The following is a 17563-nucleotide window of genomic DNA, read 5'->3' as shown; positions in this document are numbered from 1 at the left end:
CCAGCCTAGGACCCGCCCGGACGCCGCGGCGCCGAGTCCGCTCCATCGGTCACAGCAACCTCCAAGCAAGCCCGGGTATCTTCCTTAGGCCAACCTCACCTCACTCGAGGAAAGGATCCCGGATGCGCGTCCCCCGTGGTCGAGTCATACCGCTGCTGTTCACCGTCGTGCTCGCGATCGGACTGACCGGATGTTCGTCGTCGAACGAGTCCGAGGGCCTGCTGATCTACAACGCCCAGCACGAGTCCCTCACCAAGGAGTGGATCGATGCGTTCACCGAGGAGACCGGCATCGAGGTCACCTATCGGCAGGGTGGCGACACCGAGCTCGGCAACCAACTGATCGCCGAGGGCTCCTCCTCCCCCGCAGACGTTTTCCTGACCGAGAACTCTCCGGCCATGGCCGCGGTCGAGGAGGCCGGCCTGTTCACCGACGTCGACCAGGCGACCATCGCACAGGTGCCGCCCCAGTTCCGGCCGTCGACGGACAAGTGGACCGGGGTGGCCGCACGCACGACGGTGTTCGCGTACAACACCGAAAGGCTCAGCGAGGCGCAGCTTCCCGCGTCGATCATGGATCTGGAGCGCCCGGAGTGGAGCGGGCGCTGGGGAGCGCCCCCGGTCAAACCCGACTTCCAGGCCATCGTCGCGGCGATGTTGCAGCTGACCGGAGAACCGGCCACCGCGCAGTGGCTCGCGGGCATGAAATCCAACGCCGAGATCTTCTCCGACAACATCGCGACGTTGCGCGCGGTCAACGACGGCGAGGTCGACGGTGGCGTGATCTACCACTACTACTGGTTCCGCGACCAGGCCGAGACGAAAGAGATCAGCAACAACACTGCGCTGCACTACTTCCGCAACGAGGATCCGGGCGCCTTCGTGTCCATTTCGGGCGGCGGCATCCTGGAGTCGAGTGACAAGAAGGACGACGCGCAGAAGCTCCTGACCTTCATCACCAGCAGGGCCGGCCAGGAGGTGCTCGAGAACGGCACCTCGTTCGAGTACCCGGTGGCCAGCGGGGTGCCCGCCAACAAAGCGCTCGTACCGCTGGACCAGTTGCAGGCCCCTGCGGTCAACCCGTCCGACCTCGACTCCCAGCAGGTGACCGATCTGATGACCAAGGCCGGCCTGCTCTAGGTGGTCACGACCGACCCGTCCCTCGAAGCACCGCCGACCCCCGCACCGGGCAGGGCGCGCCCCGGGCCCGTCGTCAGTGCCGGGGTGGCGCTGCTGGTGGCGGCGACGTTCATCCCGATCGGCTACGTGCTCTGGTCCATGGCCACCCTCGGAACCGGCCGGCTCTACGAACTGCTGGCCCGGCCCCGCGTCGGTGAACTGCTGGTCAACACCGTCGGGCTGGTGGTCGTGACGGTGCCGCTGTGCCTCGTGCTCGGCGTCGGCGCCGCGTGGCTGGTCGAGCGCACCGACCTGCCCGGTCGAGCGGTGTGGCGCCCGTTGTTCGTCGCGCCGGTCGCGGTGCCGGCGTTCATCAACAGCTATGCCTGGGTCAGCGTCATCCCGTCACTGCATGGTTTCTGGGCGGGTGTCCTGGTGGCGACCATGTCCTACTTCCCTTTTGCCTATGTGCCGGCCGCGGCCACACTGCGCAGACTCGACCCCGCCATCGAGGAGTCCGCCAGGGCGCTGGGCTCGAGCGCCGCAACCGCCTTCCGGCGCGTGGTGCTGCCGCAACTACGGCTGGCGATCCTCGGCGGCGCATTGCTGATCGGAGTGCATCTGCTCGCCGAGTACGGCGCCTTCGCGATGCTGCGCTTCAACACCTTCACCACGGCGATCTTCGAACAGTTCCAGGCCACGTTCAACGGCGCGGCGGGGAGCACACTGGCCGGGGTGCTGATACTGCTGTGCCTGGTCTTGATCGTCGGTGAGGCGGCGGCCCGGGGCGGTGCCCGGTACTCCAGGATCGGCTCTGGATCCCAGCGCACCGCCACACCACACCCGCTGGGCGCCATGATGTTTCCGGCCAGCCTGGCGATGGTGGTGCTGGCCGTGCTGTCCCTCGGCGTGCCGACGTGGATCATCGGGCGGTGGCTGTGGAAGGGCGGCCCCCGGGCATGGCTGGACGGCGGCGTCGTGGACTCCGCGCTGCAGACGATCACGCTGGCCGCCGCGGCCGCGGCGCTGACGACGGTGCTGGCGTTTCCGTTCGCGTGGGTCGCCGTGCGCTACACGGGTTTCTTCGCCCGCTTCGTCGAGGGTTCCAACTTCGTCACCAGCTCGATGCCGGGCATCGTCACCGCGCTCGCATTGGTGACGGTGGCGATCCGGTACCTGCCTGCGCTCTACCAGACGGTGACGTTGGTGCTGGCCGCCTACGTGCTGTTGTTCCTGCCCCGGGCAATGGTCAACCTGCGATCCGGACTGGCCCAGGTGCCGCCGAGCATGGAAGAGGCATCCCGGTCGCTGGGCGTCTCGCCCACCTGGACGTTCCTGCGAGTCACGTTGCGGCTCACCGCACCTGCGGCCGCGGCGGGCGCCTCACTGGTGTTCGTCGCGGTGGCCACCGAACTGACCGCCACACTGCTGCTCGCGCCCACCGGCACGAACACGCTGGCGATGCGGTTCTGGTCGTTGTCCAGCGAGTTGGATTACGCGGGCGCGTCGCCGTATGCGTTCCTCCTGGTCGCGCTGTCGGTGCCGGTGACGGTGGTGCTGTTCAGGCAGTCGACGAAGGCGGCCGCGCTGTGACGTCCGATGCCGTCGAGGTCGCCGGTCTGGCCAAGTCGTTCGGCGGCCAACCGGTGTTGCACGGCATCGACCTCGAGGTCGGCGCCGGCACCATCACCGCAGTCGTGGGTGCGTCGGGCTGCGGCAAGACCACGCTGCTGCGACTCATCGCGGGCTTCGAGACACCCGATGCCGGAACGGTTTCCATCTCCGGACGTGAGGTGGCGGCACCCGGGAGGAGCACTCCACCGCACCGTCGCGGCGTCGGCTACGTTGCGCAGGACGGCGCCCTGTTCCCCCACCTCACGGTCGGCCAGAACATCGCCTACGGACTCAACGGCAATGCGCGCCGCGCCCACTCCCGAGTGACCGAACTGCTTGCCACGGTGTCGCTCGACGAGTCCTATGCGCAGCGCAGGCCGCACGAACTCTCCGGCGGTCAGCAGCAGCGCGTCGCGCTCGCACGCGCACTCGCCCGCCGTCCCGCGCTGATGCTGCTCGACGAACCGTTCAGCGCGTTGGACACCGGATTGCGGGCCTCGACCCGCAAGGCCGTCACGGCACTGCTCGCCGATGCCGGCGTGACCACGCTGCTGGTCACCCACGATCAGCAGGAAGCGCTTTCGGCCGCCACCCAGGTCGCTGTGATGCGTGACGGTCGATTCACCAAAGTCGGTACACCCGAGGAGGTTTACCGCGCACCCGGCGATCTGTTCACCGCCGAGTTCCTCGGCGAGTGTGTGCTGCTGCCGTGCACGGTCGACGGTGACACAGCCGAATCCGCGCTCGGTCGATTGCCGGTACACAACACCTCCGTTGCCGGGTCCGCCACGCTCATGCTGCGCCCCGAGCAGCTGACCGCCGTCACCGTCAGCGACCGACAGACTGCCGCCGCCAACCGGGCGGCCACGGTGCTGGCTTCGGAGTTCCGCGGGCACGACGTGATGTTGACGGTCGCCCTGGGAGACGGTCATGCGCCGATCACCGTTCGCCAGCACAGCATCAATCCACCCGCGGTCGGCGCCATGGTGCGCCTCGAGGTCGACGGCACCGCAGTGGCGTTCGCAGACTCATCAGCACACTGAGAAGACTCCGCTGCCCGGCAGCCGATCGGACTGCACCACCCTCTGCGTCCTGCCGAATACACCGGTCAGCAAACTTCATTCCAAAGCCCGTCCGTTATTGCGCGTCGTTTGCTCCAGCGACAATAAGAAGTGCGCGGAAGTGTCGACACCACCAGTAATTCGCTGTCGAATACGACATGTCATCGCTCGCGCAGATCTAAGCGATTCTTGTGGATCCGTCGAGATCAGGGCACGGATATTGCTTTTCTACCAAGCGATCTGGACGCAACACAAACGTACGCCATCGGCTTGAATTTTACGCTTCCGTCATTGCCGCTCGGCATCGATCGCACTGCTCACGCTCCCGTCGTCGTACTCGACGCGACGTCATATATTACGAATTCTGTTTGCTTCAAGATCAATTCGATATTCGCTATTCAGCGATACAGCAAAACGTTAGCGTGAGCAGCGTCTCACGGATGACGCAATCTGCCTGCGACCGGCAGCACTACTTCGGAGGGTTCTAGGAAATGTCCAAACACGGCAAACGCGCATCGCGGATGGCGGTCAGGCAGTATCTCGCCACAGGTATCTCAGGGGCGGCACTGGTCGGAGTCGGCGTGCTGCTGTCCTCGGCCCAGGATGAGCCGACCACCGTCACCGCCGATGTCCAATTGGTGTCCAACGAGACGCTGCTCGCGCAGACAGACCCGTGGTTCTTCGGATCGGGTGGCTCGAACGCCTCCTCGGCCGGCCTCGGCGCCGTGACGCAGGTGACCGCGATGCGGCCTGCCATCGGCCCGGGTGGCTGGTTGATCGGCGACGGACTCGACGCACTGGACCTGGACCCGGATTGCACCGTGAACTGCAGGGGCGGCAACGGCGGGCTGCTGAGCGGTAACGGCGGCGATGGAGCGTTCGGCGGCGTCGGCGGCAGTGGTGGCTACTTCTTCGGAGATGGCGGCGACGGAGGCGACGGCGTGGATGCCTTCACCGACGACGAGGGTGTCCGGGTGGCAGCGGTCGCGGGCGGCGCCGGCGGCAACGGTGGCTTCCTGTTCGGCAATGCCGGCCGCGGCGGCAACGGCGGTAGCGACTTCAACTCTCTGGACTCCGACGTGGAAGGCGCCAATGACGCCACCGGTGCGGCGGGCGGCGCCGGAGGCAGAGGCGGATTCTTGGGCGGCAACGGCGGAGACGGCGGCACGGGTGGCGTCGCGAACTCGGTCAACGGAAATGCCGACGGTGGTGATGGCGGTGCCGGCGGAGATGCCTCCACCGGCACCGGTGGCGCCGGTGGCGGTGGCGGTTCGGGATCGACCGACGCAGACGGCACCACCACGGCCACCGGAGGCAATGGCGGCGACGGCGGTGACGGCGCACCTGGCGGCGCCGGCGGTAGTGGCGGCACGGTGAACAACGCGTTCGGCGACGGCGCCAACGGTGTCGGCGGCAACGGCGGGGCCGGCGGATCGTCGTCGAGTGGCGCAGGTGCAGCCGGCGGCGACGGCGGCTTCGTGGCGACCGACGAGGGCGACGCGACCGGCGGTTCCGGCGGCGCGGGCGGTAGCGGCGGCGGCTCCGAGACCGGCGGTGACGGCGGTGACGGCGGCGGCGCCAGTTCCGCCGGAAGTAATCGCTTCGGTCCCGACGGCGACGGCGGCACGTCCGTCGGTGGCGCCGGAGGTAGCGGCGGCAACGGTGGTGGGTTCCTCGGCGAAGGCGGGACCGGCGGCAGCGGTGGTGACGCGGATACCGATGGCGGACCGAGTTCGGACGGCGGCGACGGCGGCGACGGTGGCGGCGGCGGGTTCGTCGGCGGCAACGGCGGCGACGGCGGTGCGGGCGCTGACGCCACCGGCGGCGACACCAACGAAGGCGGCACCGGCGGAAGCGGCGGCCGGGGCGGCATCGGCGGTCAGTCCGGCGATGACGGTTCAGACGGTAGCGGCGACAGCGGCAGCGACAGCAGCAGTAGCGACGACTGAGGACCTGCCCGAGGCATCGCGGAACCTCGCTGGAGGTTCCGCGATGTCGCGCCGGTCAATCGTGCGGACGACCGGTCGCCGGGTAAGCGTGCACTAGAGCCGATGCCAGTTTCGGGACGGCGTGGGTCAGGGTGTGCTCGGCTTCGTGGGCGATGTGGTGTGCCTCGGCGAGGCTGGTGGCGGGGTCGATGTCCAGTTCGGCGTCGGCGTGCAGGCGATGGCCGATCCACCGCATCTTCACGCTGCGCACCTCGGTGACACCGGGTTCGGCAGCCAGCGCAACTTCGGCGGCATCCACCAGGGCCGGGTCGACGCCGTCCATGAGCCGACGGAAGACATCACGCGCGGCGGTGCGCAGGACGACGAGGATGGCCACCGTGATCAGCAAGCCGATGATGGGGTCGGCGAGCGGGAAACCCACAGCGACGCCACCCGCCCCCAACAGCACCGCCAGCGAGGTGAATCCGTCTGTGCGGGCGTGCAATCCGTCCGCGACGAGCGCGGCGGAGCCGATCCGCCGACCCACCCGTATGCGGTACACCGCGACGAGTTCGTTGCCGATGAAGCCGACCAGGCCGGCTGCTGCGACCCATCCGACGTGCTCTATCGGGACCGGGTTGATCAAGCGGCGCACTGATTCGACCCCGGCGATGACGGCAGAGAGCGCGATCATCGCGACGACGAAGAGTCCGGCGATGTCTTCGGCTCGACCGAAGCCGTAGGTGTAGCGACGGGTGGCGGCCCTGGTGCCGAGTGCGAACGCAATCCACAACGGAATGGCGGTCAGGGCGTCGGAGAAGTTGTGAATGGTGTCGGCCAGCAGTGCGACCGACCCCGAGATCACGACGATGACGATCTGAGCGGCCGCCGTCGCGCCGAGGACGAGCAGGCTGATCTTCACCGCGCGGATCCCGGCGGCGCTGGATTCCAGAGCCCCGTCGATGCTGTCGCCGGCATCGTGGCTGTGGGGGGCGAACACCTCCCGGAGGGCGGCGCCGATCGGGCCGCCGGATCCGTGGTGGCTGTGCCGATGATGGTGATCTTGCCCGTGATGGTGGATGTGCTCGGACGAGGCGTTGTGTGTCACGGCCGGGACCCGTCAGCCGCGTCGGAGCCTGACTCGGCGTCGCGGTCGCCGGGATGCAGCAGCGCGAGTTCGGCGGCGTCGCGGTGATGACCGGGGATGCCCGGACCTGCGTGCTCGGCGTTGAAAACGGCGTCGGTGACCAGTTGTCGGATGTGGTCGTTGTCGAGGCTGTAGAAGATGGTGGTGCCCTCGCGACGGGTGCGGACCAGGCGCGCCATTCGCAGTTTGGCCAGATGCTGAGATACCGACGGGGCGGGTTTCCCGATGTGTGCGGCCAGATCGTTGACGGCCATCTCACGGCTGCCCAGGGCCCACAAAACCTGAACTCGCGTGGCGTCGGCCAGCATCCGGAAAACTTCGACGACCAGGTCCACCTGATCATCGGGAAGCCGCCGCGCGCATGCTCCCTTATCTGCGTTCATACGCAGATAGTAGGCCATCGCAACGGAAGTAGCTCACGACAACTGCCGGATGACCTCTTTCAGTGGCTCCGAGGACGTCCCCACATCGCCGAGGAAGGGGTGCGACAGTTCCATCACCAGGAACAGGTTCACCGCCACCAGCACGCCGAGGATCGCCACCATCGCGTAGTGCGTGGACGGCTTCTTGACGTCGTAGATGATGGCGCAGAGCAGCATCAGTGCACTGGTCAGCCAGATGACTGCCCACAGTGACCACGGCGGGCCGACATCCGTCCGCGATTGCAGCACCCGCTGCGTGCGGGCCTGGCTGAGGCTGTCCAGATTGCTGAAAGAAGTTGCGAGCAAGGTCTTTTGCGTGTCGGTGCGCGCTTGGACGTCTTCGTATGCCGAATACAGTCGTGTCAGCGCATCCTCAGCCGCCGGGTAGGAATTGCCCTTGGCGTTCTCGTTCCACTCGACCACTGCAGCCTGTTGGTACTCGAGGAGCGCCTTGCGAACCCTGTCGCTGTCAGGCTCGTCGAACAGCGTGGCATTGCGGGCGAGTTGCACGCCTGTTGATCCTTCGATCCTGGCCCTTGCGTCCGCATCGCCGATCTGTCCCCACATCGCTGAGACGACGAAGCCGAGAAAGAAGGCGAAGACGAAACCCACCACCCCGAAGGCGAATCTGATGACGTCGTTGTGCTCCTCGCCCTTGAGGCTGGGGAACTTGCGCCGCACCACTGTCTGGATGAGCACTGCACCGCCGGCCACGGCCACCACGATCCCCAGCAACAGCAACCACGACGGCAGAGTGCTCACCAGCCATTGACTGATCATGAGGTCTCCTGGGGTCACGCCGGGTTGCTCGCTCGGGCGCGGTTGCCCCGGTGCGCTCTACATGTCTAGCTGGCGGACTCGGCGGCCGTAGGACTTACCGCAACAATGATGGCGCCGAAGTGAGGTGTTCCGCCGGATGCTGTGGCACACCCCGGTGACCGGTCGATCTCGACCGTCCTGAACTGCACAAACTGTGTGGAGCTAAGGGGATTCGAACCCCTGACCTTCTCGATGCGAACGAGACGCGCTACCAACTGCGCCATAGCCCCTGATACCGGTAGCAGGCTACCAGTCACCGCACACCGGCTGAAATTGGTCCTCCGCTCCCGCGCGGGCGTTCGTCGGAGACCGGTGTATCACTGTCCTGCGGCGCGCGGTAGGTCGTAGTGGCGGGCGAACGGGACGTATTCGAGATGCTCGAACTCGGGATCCTCATCGTCGATCTCCAGAACCGCGGCACCTGGCCTGCGTAGCCGCGCCGGGACGACGTCGAACTCCTGATCCGCGGTGTTCTCCACGCCCAATCGCGATCTGGCGACCCGCTGGGCGCGCCGGCGGCGCACCCGCTCCTCGATGCGGGTCTGCCGACGCAGGTAGGCCAGGTACAGCAGCGTGATCGCGCCGACCACACCGCACACCCACCACATCGTCGACGACCAGGTGAACGCCGCCACCGCACTGGAGAGCAACAGCACCGCCATCACCGTCAGGGTCCGCGCGCGGAACCGGTACTTGCGTGCCGTCACCGCTTCGGCGGTGCTCGACTCACGGCGACGGCGACGCGATGCGCTCATCGAGTCGGCGATGCGCAGATCGGTGTCCGACGGCGCCTCGAGTCCTGACGAGTCGTCGACGTACTCGTACCCATCCCCGTACCCGTCGTCGGATTCCTGGTCCTCGTAGGCTGCGTCGTCCTCGTAGGCTTCGTCATCCTCGTGTGACGACTCGACCGTTTCGAGATCCTCGGACCCGACGCGGGCGGACTCGCGCTGCCTCGAGTCGCCGTAATCCAAAGTCAGCTCGTCGCTTTCGGCAGCGGCCACCGGGGCCACCCGCTCGTCTTCAGCGGTCAGCGTGCTGATGGGCAGCGCTCCGGAATCCTCCACCACGTCGACGTCGAGGTAATCGCTGTCGGCATCGGCGTCCCGGACTTCTGCGGCGACCATGACGACCGAGCGGCTCGGCGCTTCGTTCTCGAGGTCATCGGACTCGTCGATGTCATCGTGGGAGGGGCGCCAGTCCGGATCGCTGCGATGTCCTGTTGCGGGTCCACGGCGCCGGCGGAGTCGGGCGGTGGCGCTGCTGTTGAGCACGCGGGTGGCCAGCGCGACGTCGCTCGTACGGCGGACGGCGTCGCGCTTGTTGATCAACATCGGAACCAGCACGAAGAGCCAGAGGACGACGAGGGAAATCCAGAGAAGAGATTGGGGGATGCTTGGCATGGCGCCTGCTCCTTTCCCCATCAGGCTAGGTCTGTGACCAGCGCATCCAAGGGCGGCGCGCCGAGGACAATTACACACCTGTAATTCGCTGGAGACAAGCACCAAACGTCACACGTGTCACATCAGTAACAGTGACGGCATTTTTCCGGGCGCGTCAGGCCCATGACGCGTGACCCGCGCGGACCAGCGCGGAGCTCACCGAACCGTTCAATTCTTCGATCGTCAGAGCCACCAACAGGTGATCCCGCCACGCCCCGTCGACGTCCAGATAGCGCTTCAGAAGGCCTTCCTCGCGAAAGCCGGCCTTTGCCAGCACCGCGCGGCTCGGCGCATTCTCGGGCCGCACGGTGGCCTCGACGCGGTGCAGCATCACCGGGCCGAAACAGTGGTCCAGCCCCAAGGCCAACGCTGCCGTGGCAACCCCGCCACCCGTCGAGCCGCTGGCGACCCAGTAGCCGATCCACGCCGACCGCAGCGCCCCGTGCGTCACGTTACCGATGGTCAACTGCCCCGCGAACTGTCCGTCGAGCTCGATCACATAGGGCAGCATCCGACCCTTGCGGGCTTCGGCGCGCAGTCCCGAACACACTGATGGCCAGGACGAAACTGCATGTCGCACTTCCCAACTGAGATCGGTGGAGGGCTCCCACGGCTCGAGGTGACTGCGGTCGGAAAGCCGGTTCCTGCTCCACTGCGCGGCGTCGCGCAGCCGTACCGGGCGCAACCGCACGACCCCGGCGGACACCCGCAGCGGCCCTACCGACAACGGCCATCCCGGATGCTGGGAACGGGAGCTCCACAGGTTCATCACGGCAGCCATCTGGCGATCAGCCGCGTTGTGCCAGGAACGCGACGTCGACGACCTCACCCGTGCGGACCTGCTCGGCTTCGGTGGGGACAACAACCAGACAGTTTGCCTCGGCCAGAGTTGCCAGTAGATGCGACGACGCGCCCGGCGCCCCGCCCAGCGCCTGCACCAGATACTCGCCGGTGTCCTGGTCGCGCATCAGCTGCCCGCGCAGATACCCCTTACGCCCGGGCACCGAGCTGATCGGTGACAACGCGCGCGCCTGGACGACACGCCGGGCCGGCTGCCGTTTGCCCAACGACAGCCGGATCAGCGGGCGCACCATCACCTCGAAGACCACGAGTGCACTGACCGGATTGGCCGGCAACAGGAACACCGGCACCCGCTCGGGACCGAGTTGGCCGAAGCCCTGTACCGAACCCGGATGCATGGCGATCCGCGAGACCTCCATGTCGCCGAGTTGCGACAGCACCGATCGCACCCGCTCGGCCGCTGCGCCACCCACCGCTCCCGCGATCACCACAGCCTCGGCCCGGTTCAATTGGCCTTCGACGACCTCGCGCAACTTCGCGGGATCGGTGCTGACGATTCCCACCCGGTTCACCTCGGCGCCGGCGTCCCGTCCCGCAGCCGCCAGGGCGTACGAGTTCACGTCGTACACCTGACCATTGCCGGGCGTGCGGGAGATGTCGACGAGTTCACCGCCGACACACATCACCGACAACCGCGGTCGCGGGTGAACCAGCACGCGTTCACGTCCTACCGCGGCAAGCAGTCCCACCTGCGCAGCGCCGATGATCGTGCCGGCACGCACCGCGACATCCCCGGGTTGCACATCGTCGCCGGTGCGACGCACATATGCCCCCGACCGGACGCCGCGCAGCACCCTGACCCGCGACTCGCCACCGTCGGTCCAGCGCAGCGGCAGCACGGCGTCGGCCAGGGTCGGCATCGGAGCGCCGGTCTGCACGCGCGCCGCTTGGCGCGGCTGCAATCTGCTCGGCGTTCTCGCACCGGCCTCGATCGTGCCCATCACCGGCAGGCTGATCTCGCGATCCCGGGTCTCGCCGGCCTCGTCGCCGTCATCCCGCTCGTCGGAAGCGCCATTACCCAGCACATCGACGCTGCGTACTGCGTAGCCGTCGATGGCGGCCTGATCGAATCCGGGTAGCGGACGCTCGGTCACCACCTCTTCGGCGCACATCAAGCCCTGCGCTTCTGCGATAGCAACCCGCACCGGCCGCGGCGCTACCGCGGCGGCAGCCACTCGGGCCTGTTGCTCCTCCACCGACCGCAAATCACGCCTTTCTCCCGTTCAGCCTCACCGGGCCGACGCTGGATGACACCGACTGCGCGCGGTTCGATGCGCGGGCGGTACCGCCGTCAGCGCTCAGTCGTCGCGTGAGCGAGCCCCAACCGCTCGACCAGCCACTCGCGCAGTTCGGGTCCGTAGTCGTCTCGCTCCAGCGCAAAGTCAACCGCAGCCTTCAGGTAGCCGCCGGGATTTCCCAGGTCGTGTCGAGATCCTCGGTGGACCACCACGTGCACCGGGTGCCCTTCCTCGATCAGCAGGGCGATCGCATCGGTGAGTTGCAGTTCGCCACCGGCACCCCGCGGAATCCGTTTGAGGGCGTCGAAGATTGCGCGGTCCAGGACGTAACGGCCGGCCGCCGCATACGGCGAGGGCGCGTCCTCCGCCTTGGGCTTCTCGACCATGCCGATCACCTTCAGGACGTTCGGATTCGCCGCATCGGGGACTATTTCGACGTCGAAAACGCCGTAGGCGCTGATGTGCTCTTTGTCCACCTCGATGGCGCAGAGCACCGACCCGCCGCGCTTGGCGCGAACCTTCGACATCGTCTCCAGCACGCCGGTCGGCAACACCAGATCGTCGGGCAACAGCACCGCGATCGCGTCCTCGTCGGGCGCCAGGCTGGACTCCACGCAGCTCACAGCGTGCCCGAGGCCGAGAGGCTCAGCCTGCACCACCGATTCGACCTTGATCAACGCCGGTGCCCGACGGACCTTCTCGAGCATCGACTTCTTGCCGCGCGCCTCGAGCGTCCCCTCGAGCACCAGGTCCTCGACGAAGTGTGCGACCACACCGTCCTTGCCCTCGGAGGTGATGATGATCAGCCGCTCGGCCCCGGCTTCGGCTGCCTCGGCGGCCACCAACTCGATGCCCGGCGTATCGACGACGGGTAGCAACTCCTTGGGCACCGTCTTGGTGGCAGGCAGAAAGCGCGTCCCCAGTCCCGCCGCGGGCACTACCGCGGTGTACGGGATCGGAACTTCAGGCCGATTCATCGTTCACACATTAACCTCTCTGCGTTGGATGTTCCCTTCCTACCCGGCTCCGGAGGGCTTCACGGTGCGATCGACAAAGGCACAGGTTAGGGCCGAGATCCTGGCCGCCCGCCGGACCGTGGATCCGCAAGTCCGCGACGCCGAGGCAGCGGCACTCTGCTCGTACCTCGGAGCAGTCGTCAAGGCTGGTCAAACCGTGTGCGCGTACGTCCCTGTCGGTTCCGAGCCGGGCTCACCGGGGCTGCTCGATGCGCTGCTCGGTCACGACGTCGTCCTGCTCCTGCCTGTCGCCCGGCACGACGCCGACGGCACACCGCTTCCGTTGAGGTGGGGACGGTTCCGCCCGGGCGAGTTGGTGGCCGCGCCGTTCGGTCTGCGTGAACCAGCCCAGCCCTGGCTGCCCTCCGATGCACTGGCCGACGCCGCGGTGGTCCTGGTGCCCGCTCTCGCGGTCGACCGAGGCGGTGTGCGACTGGGACGCGGTGCCGGCTTCTACGACCGGACGCTGCCGTCGGCCGATCCCCGCGCGGCGCTGGTGGCAGTGGTGCGCGACGACGAACTCGTCGATCACCTCCCGTCGGAACCGCACGATGTGCGGATGACACATGCTTTGACGCCGCGTGCAGGTCTGGTCGCGCTCGACAGTCGAGCGACGCCGTAAGCGGTGGGAATCACGCGGGCCGCCTGGCGGTTCTAGCACTTGAGCCGGTAGAGTGCTAAAGAAGTTTGACCACCTCGGAGGGTTTTGTGCCTACGTATTCCTATGCATGCACCGAATGCGACAACAAGTTCGACATGGTGCAGGCCTTCACCGACGACGCGTTGACCCAGTGCCCGCAGTGCGACGGACGGCTGCGCAAGATCTTCGGCAAGGTGGGCGTGGTGTTCAAGGGAAGCGGTTTCTACCGCACGGACAGCCGCGAAGCCTCCAAGTCCTCTGCCGCGAGTTCCGGCTCGGCCAGCTCGGATTCCTCGGCCTCGGATTCATCGACCTCGAGCTCGTCGGACAAGTCGAGCTCCTCGTCGTCCAGCTCATCGGACAAGTCGACCTCGTCGGACAAGTCGAGCTCGTCGAGCAGCTCCCCCGCACCGGCAGCCGCAGCGTCCAACTGACGTTATCCACAGCCGACCAGCCGCAGGCTGACGGAAGCGTTCCAGCTGTCCTAGCGTTGGCCGCATGGGGGATTCGCTCAACCCGACGCCGCTGAATCGGCTCCGACAGGCCGTACGCCCCGACTGGTTGCATACCGCGGCCGCCCGCCGGTCGCTCGCCGGCCTGCTGGTTGTTCTCGCCGCGGTCGCAGCCTGGCGCGACGATCCGCGCGCCGATCACACCGATGTCGTCGTCACCACCCGCGACCTGTCGCCGGGCATCGAACTCACCGCAGACGATGTTGCGCTCGAAACCCGCACGGCATCAACCATTCCCGATGGTTCGCGCATCGACATCGATTCGGTGGTCGGCACCACCTTGGCCGGGCCGGCACGGCGCGGCGAGGTCATCACCGACGTACGACTGCTGGGTCCACGACTGGCCGAGTCCGCCGCCGGGCCCGACGCACGAATCGTGCCACTTCCCCTGGCCGACCCCGCACTGGTGGATCTTGTCAGACCCGGAGACGTCGTCGATATCGTCGCCGCGCCCGTATCCACCGATGCGGCAACCGAAGCCCGGCTGATCGCCACCGACGCGGTCGTGGTGGTGGTATCCGCGAAAGACAACGGGGTCACCGCTGGCGGCGGCCGAGTCGTCCTCGTAGCACTACCCGCTGCAGCCGCCAAGACAGTCGCGGGCGCTGCACTGGTGCAGACGGTCACGCTCACGCTGCATTAGAAAGTACCGCAACACAATTCCGCCCCCGGCTGGTCGCCGGGGGCGGAATTGTGACGATGTGTTGCGGTCAGAAGCCGCTTGCGCTGCCCGGGCCGCACTGCGGACCGGTGCTGGTATTCCGCGGGTCGAAGGCGCCACCCCACGGGTCGGAGGGCGAGATGCCCACTGCCTGCCAGCCGCGGGATCCGACCCACTCCGGCCCGGACTCTTCAGCCTTCTGCGTGGGAGTCCCGATGTCGCTGGTGATGGTCGATGCCGTGCTGAGCGTTCCGGGGCTCGCCGTGCAGTAGTCCCCACCCGCGATGGCAGCCGACTGCCGCGAGTTGACGACTCCGTCTCCGCCGACCTCGACCATCGAAGGGTCATTGGGGTCCGCACCGGCGGTTCCCGCACCGAAGGTCAGAGCACCCACGCTGACGGCAAGTGCACCGAAGCCGACAACAGCCAGCTTCTTGGAATTCTGGAGGAGAGCGGCCATCGGCCTGCCCCTTTCTGTGGCGAGATCGCGAGCGTTACGAGGGTCGAAAATGTGAAGTCCAAGCAGAAGACTATCAGGCCGAACCCCACCGCGCATCGCATCGCCGAGCAAAGCGAATTCCTTCAGGATCCGCTTAGATTCAGGGGCTCGGCGCGCCGAATCCCGTCCCTCCTGGTTTGCCGCGAAAGAGCAGGGGACAACGGGTGATCCGGCGTGATCGGAAGGTCGTTCGCAGAGCCCGTTCACCGGTGGCCCCCCGGCCAGTTCGGCAAAGACACCGGCAACACATTCGCCATAGATGGCGGCACGCCGGAAACCGCATCGGTCGACCCGGGCGCGACCTGCGGGGTTACGGTTCACTCGACCTGGTATCAGCCATACGAAAGGACTCGGGCAATGCTGAAGGGGTTCAAGGACTTCATATCTCGAGGCAACGTGATCGACCTGGCCGTCGCAGTCGTGATCGGGGCGGCGTTCACCGGCCTCGTCACGGCCTTCACACAAAGTGTCATTCAACCCCTCATCGATCGCATCGGTGCCGGGCCCGACGCCGAGTACGGCATCCTGCGGATTCCGCTGGGGGGCGACCAGTTCGTCGATCTCAACGCGGTGCTGTCGGCCGGCATCAACTTCCTCATCGTGGCCGCGGTCATCTACTTCGTGATCGTCGTGCCGTTCAAGAAGCTCAAGGAGCGCGACGCCAAGGTGGAATCAGAAGAGACCGAGCTCACGCTGTTGACCGAGATCCGCGATCTCTTGCGTGCTGAGGCCAGCGGTGGTTCCGCCGGCAGGCACGGCAGTCCGGCCGGCGATCACACGGAGTGACTGACGCCCACGCATAGTCGTTGCGCGACAGACGAAATCGGCCCCCGGCAATGCCGAGGGCCGATACTCGTTCAGAGCCAGATCAGTTCATGTTCCACGGTTCGCCGTAGGTGGTGACGCTGTCACCGGTCGACGAGACCAACCGGGCGAACGGACGCAGCAGCACACCGCCGGCCGCGCCGGTCACCGTGCCGTGCGCATTGGACACCGCCACCGAACCACCGGGGCCGGCCACGTCCACACTGAAGGTCGCCACTTCCTGGATACCCGGACCGTTGCCCAGGTCAGCCGAGATCGACACACCCGGGAACAGCGGCGGAGTCACGATGCCACCAAAGCCGCCGAAGGGGCCCAGTTCGTTAAAGCCCTCCAGACCGTCGAACGCGATGTTGGGCGTGGTGTAGCTGAAGTTGATCCCCACACCCAGCGACCACGGGAAGCCCACCTGGTAGCCGAGCTCCAACGTGCCCTCGAACTCGTCCGCACCCTCACCGGCCACGATGTAGGAGGCCTTGCCCGAGTGGAACCACTCACGGGTCAGCCGGTTGCGGTCCAACGGAAAAACACCGTTGAGGAATGTGTCCCACTGCTGGATCGTCAGAGTCCGACCCTGGCCATCGACCAAGCTCAGCTCATTGTCCAGACCTGCGTGAGAGGTGCCAGTGCTCACGAACAAAGCCGCGATGGACGCCACCATCGCGATCAGCACCCGACTGATTGCCTTCATGTTCTCCCTTAGATATGTAGTCGGAACCCCGGGCGGGAGTACCGAATTGTCCGTGCCTGGCTGAACACTTCGCGAGAGCTTCATGTGAAGTGCCTGAGAGGATTCCACATGTCGTTCTAACGATTCGCTCATTGTTGACATGAGGAACATAACGGGGAGACTGCGAACCGGCAACACAGACGGCGCGGTCCGCGTCAGAACTTTTGTCGCATCCATGGCATTCGGGTTTGCGATCGGATCCCGTTCACCTGATGTTCACGAAGATCGAGGTGGCCCAACGCAAAGCGTTCGGTTCGTCGACGTCCGGTACGTGGTTGCGGGACAGACGAAATCGGCCCCCGGCAATGCCGGGGGCCGATACTCGTTCAGAGCCAGATCAGTTCATGTTCCACGGTTCGCCGTAGGTGGTGACGCTGTCACCGGTCGACGAGACCAACCGGGCGAACGGACGCAGCAGCACACCGCCGGCCGCGCCGGTCACCGTGCCGTGCGCATTGGACACCGCCACCGAACCACCGGGGCCGGCCACGTCCACACTGAAGGTCGCCACTTCCTGGATACCCGGACCGTTGCCCAGGTCAGCCGAGATCGACACACCCGGGAACAGCGGCGGAGTCACGATGCCACCAAAGCCGCCGAGCGGGCCCAGTTCGTTAAAGCCCTCCAGACCGTCGAACGCGATGTTGGGCGTGGTGTAGCTGAAGTTGATCCCCACACCCAGCGACCACGGGAAGCCCACCTGGTAGCCGAGCTCCAACGTGCCCTCGAACTCGTCCGCACCCTCACCGGCCACGATGTAGGAGGCCTTGCCCGAGTGGAACCACTCACGGGTCAGCCGGTTGCGGTCCAACGGAAAAACACCGTTCAGGAATGTGTCCCACTGCTGGATCGTCAGAGTCCGACCCTGGCCATCGACCAAGCTCAGCTCATTGTCCAGACCTGCGTGAGAGGTGCCAGTGCTCACGAACAAAGCCGCGATGGACGCCACCATCGCGATCAGCACCCGACTGATTGCCTTCATGTTCTCCCTTAGATATGTAGTCGGAACCCCGGGCGGGAGTACCGAATTGTC

18 protein-coding genes and 1 tRNA gene are annotated in these 17563 nt (G+C 66.6%); 8 read left to right on the top strand and 11 right to left on the bottom strand.

Going from position 1 to position 17563, the window contains the following annotated elements; genetic code table 11:
* The first annotated feature begins 122 nt into the window (after window positions 1-122).
* The 4 genes from ABDC78_RS22980 to ABDC78_RS22965 all read left to right on the top strand — a co-directional run bounded on the left by ABDC78_RS22980 (window position 123) and on the right by ABDC78_RS22965 (window position 5742).
* Window positions 123-1139, top strand: coding sequence for an iron ABC transporter substrate-binding protein (locus tag ABDC78_RS22980; RefSeq protein WP_178360455.1), 1017 nt, complete (start codon window positions 123-125; stop codon window positions 1137-1139).
* Window positions 1140-2711, top strand: a complete 1572-nt coding sequence (locus tag ABDC78_RS22975; RefSeq protein WP_347133202.1) for an iron ABC transporter permease — start codon at window positions 1140-1142, stop codon at window positions 2709-2711.
* The gene (locus ABDC78_RS22970; RefSeq protein WP_178360456.1) at window positions 2708-3775 is read left to right on the top strand and encodes an ABC transporter ATP-binding protein; all 1068 of its coding nucleotides are present in this window, start codon (window positions 2708-2710) and stop codon (window positions 3773-3775) included. The genes ABDC78_RS22975 and ABDC78_RS22970 overlap by 4 nt, the downstream gene beginning before the upstream one ends.
* Before the next feature lie 509 nt (window positions 3776-4284).
* Window positions 4285-5742 (top strand): hypothetical protein, encoded by a 1458-nt coding sequence (locus ABDC78_RS22965; RefSeq protein WP_178360457.1) that lies wholly within the window; start codon window positions 4285-4287, stop codon window positions 5740-5742.
* A 55-nt stretch (window positions 5743-5797) separates the two neighbouring features.
* Here the strand turns inward: ABDC78_RS22965 and ABDC78_RS22960 are convergent, their stop codons facing one another.
* From ABDC78_RS22960 to ABDC78_RS22925, 8 genes are all read right to left on the bottom strand, one after another.
* Window positions 5798-6742 (bottom strand): cation diffusion facilitator family transporter, encoded by a 945-nt coding sequence (locus tag ABDC78_RS22960; protein WP_347133533.1) that lies wholly within the window; start codon window positions 6740-6742, stop codon window positions 5798-5800.
* An 83-nt stretch (window positions 6743-6825) separates the two neighbouring features.
* Window positions 6826-7251, bottom strand: a complete 426-nt coding sequence (locus ABDC78_RS22955) for a metalloregulator ArsR/SmtB family transcription factor (RefSeq protein WP_178360459.1) — start codon at window positions 7249-7251, stop codon at window positions 6826-6828.
* 33 nt (window positions 7252-7284) lie between these two features.
* Window positions 7285-8070 (bottom strand): DUF4239 domain-containing protein, encoded by a 786-nt coding sequence (locus ABDC78_RS22950; RefSeq protein WP_178360460.1) that lies wholly within the window; start codon window positions 8068-8070, stop codon window positions 7285-7287.
* Window positions 8071-8266: 196 nt separating this feature from the next.
* Window positions 8267-8339: transfer RNA gene (locus ABDC78_RS22945), tRNA-Ala, on the bottom strand.
* Window positions 8340-8426: 87 nt separating this feature from the next.
* Window positions 8427-9512: a gephyrin-like molybdotransferase receptor GlpR gene (glpR, locus tag ABDC78_RS22940; RefSeq protein ID WP_178360461.1), complete on the bottom strand. Its 1086-nt coding sequence runs from the start codon at window positions 9510-9512 to the stop codon at window positions 8427-8429.
* A 154-nt stretch (window positions 9513-9666) separates the two neighbouring features.
* Entirely contained in the window at window positions 9667-10320 is a 654-nt protein-coding gene (locus tag ABDC78_RS22935) for a GNAT family protein (RefSeq protein ID WP_178360487.1), read from the bottom strand.
* Between the two features lie 19 nt (window positions 10321-10339).
* Entirely contained in the window at window positions 10340-11617 is a 1278-nt protein-coding gene (glp, locus tag ABDC78_RS22930) for a gephyrin-like molybdotransferase Glp (RefSeq protein ID WP_178360462.1), read from the bottom strand.
* Window positions 11618-11703: 86 nt separating this feature from the next.
* The gene (locus ABDC78_RS22925; protein ID WP_178360463.1) at window positions 11704-12627 is read right to left on the bottom strand and encodes a UTP--glucose-1-phosphate uridylyltransferase; all 924 of its coding nucleotides are present in this window, start codon (window positions 12625-12627) and stop codon (window positions 11704-11706) included.
* A gap of 28 nt (window positions 12628-12655) precedes the next feature.
* On the opposite strand from ABDC78_RS22925, the gene ABDC78_RS22920 reads away from it, so the two are divergent.
* The 3 genes from ABDC78_RS22920 to ABDC78_RS22910 all read left to right on the top strand — a co-directional run bounded on the left by ABDC78_RS22920 (window position 12656) and on the right by ABDC78_RS22910 (window position 14461).
* Window positions 12656-13288 (top strand): 5-formyltetrahydrofolate cyclo-ligase, encoded by a 633-nt coding sequence (locus tag ABDC78_RS22920; RefSeq protein WP_178360464.1) that lies wholly within the window; start codon window positions 12656-12658, stop codon window positions 13286-13288.
* An 86-nt stretch (window positions 13289-13374) separates the two neighbouring features.
* Window positions 13375-13740 carry an FmdB family zinc ribbon protein gene (locus ABDC78_RS22915; protein WP_178360465.1) on the top strand — a complete coding sequence of 122 codons (366 nt, stop codon included), beginning with the start codon at window positions 13375-13377 and terminating at the stop codon, window positions 13738-13740.
* Between the two features lie 64 nt (window positions 13741-13804).
* On the top strand, window positions 13805-14461 hold the full coding sequence (locus ABDC78_RS22910) for an SAF domain-containing protein (protein WP_178360466.1): 657 nt from the start codon (window positions 13805-13807) through the stop codon (window positions 14459-14461).
* Window positions 14462-14528: 67 nt separating this feature from the next.
* On the opposite strand, the gene ABDC78_RS22905 is transcribed toward ABDC78_RS22910, so the two are convergent.
* Window positions 14529-14939, bottom strand: a complete 411-nt coding sequence (locus ABDC78_RS22905; RefSeq protein WP_178360467.1) for a hypothetical protein — start codon at window positions 14937-14939, stop codon at window positions 14529-14531.
* A gap of 396 nt (window positions 14940-15335) precedes the next feature.
* On the opposite strand from ABDC78_RS22905, the gene mscL reads away from it, so the two are divergent.
* Window positions 15336-15764, top strand: coding sequence for a large-conductance mechanosensitive channel protein MscL (gene mscL / locus ABDC78_RS22900; RefSeq protein WP_178360468.1), 429 nt, complete (start codon window positions 15336-15338; stop codon window positions 15762-15764).
* A gap of 82 nt (window positions 15765-15846) precedes the next feature.
* Here the strand turns inward: mscL and ABDC78_RS22895 are convergent, their stop codons facing one another.
* Window positions 15847-16491 carry an MspA family porin gene (locus tag ABDC78_RS22895; protein WP_178360469.1) on the bottom strand — a complete coding sequence of 215 codons (645 nt, stop codon included), beginning with the start codon at window positions 16489-16491 and terminating at the stop codon, window positions 15847-15849.
* 376 nt (window positions 16492-16867) lie between these two features.
* Window positions 16868-17512, bottom strand: coding sequence for an MspA family porin (locus tag ABDC78_RS22890; RefSeq protein ID WP_178360470.1), 645 nt, complete (start codon window positions 17510-17512; stop codon window positions 16868-16870).
* Window positions 17513-17563 lie beyond the last annotated feature (51 nt).

Source organism: Mycobacterium sp. DL, from assembly GCF_039729195.1.
GTDB lineage: Bacteria > Actinomycetota > Actinomycetes > Mycobacteriales > Mycobacteriaceae > Mycobacterium > Mycobacterium hippocampi_A.
The sequence above is the reverse complement of the archived record's forward strand: the minus strand, read 5'-3'. Positions and strand labels throughout refer to the sequence as shown.

Coding starts and splice junctions, on each gene's coding strand:
- ABDC78_RS22925 (WP_178360463.1), bottom strand. CDS start 12,627: ATGAATCGGCCTGAAGTTCCGATCCCGTACACCGCGGTAGTGCCCGCG.
- ABDC78_RS22965 (WP_178360457.1), top strand. CDS start 4,285: ATGTCCAAACACGGCAAACGCGCATCGCGGATGGCGGTCAGGCAGTAT.
- ABDC78_RS22980 (WP_178360455.1), top strand. CDS start 123: ATGCGCGTCCCCCGTGGTCGAGTCATACCGCTGCTGTTCACCGTCGTG.
- mscL (WP_178360468.1), top strand. CDS start 15,336: ATGCTGAAGGGGTTCAAGGACTTCATATCTCGAGGCAACGTGATCGAC.
- ABDC78_RS22935 (WP_178360487.1), bottom strand. CDS start 10,320: ATGAACCTGTGGAGCTCCCGTTCCCAGCATCCGGGATGGCCGTTGTCG.
- ABDC78_RS22895 (WP_178360469.1), bottom strand. CDS start 16,491: ATGAAGGCAATCAGTCGGGTGCTGATCGCGATGGTGGCGTCCATCGCG.
- glpR (WP_178360461.1), bottom strand. CDS start 9,512: ATGCCAAGCATCCCCCAATCTCTTCTCTGGATTTCCCTCGTCGTCCTC.
- ABDC78_RS22910 (WP_178360466.1), top strand. CDS start 13,805: ATGGGGGATTCGCTCAACCCGACGCCGCTGAATCGGCTCCGACAGGCC.
- ABDC78_RS22955 (WP_178360459.1), bottom strand. CDS start 7,251: ATGAACGCAGATAAGGGAGCATGCGCGCGGCGGCTTCCCGATGATCAG.
- ABDC78_RS22890 (WP_178360470.1), bottom strand. CDS start 17,512: ATGAAGGCAATCAGTCGGGTGCTGATCGCGATGGTGGCGTCCATCGCG.
- ABDC78_RS22950 (WP_178360460.1), bottom strand. CDS start 8,070: ATGATCAGTCAATGGCTGGTGAGCACTCTGCCGTCGTGGTTGCTGTTG.
- ABDC78_RS22905 (WP_178360467.1), bottom strand. CDS start 14,939: ATGGCCGCTCTCCTCCAGAATTCCAAGAAGCTGGCTGTTGTCGGCTTC.
- ABDC78_RS22920 (WP_178360464.1), top strand. CDS start 12,656: ATGTTCCCTTCCTACCCGGCTCCGGAGGGCTTCACGGTGCGATCGACA.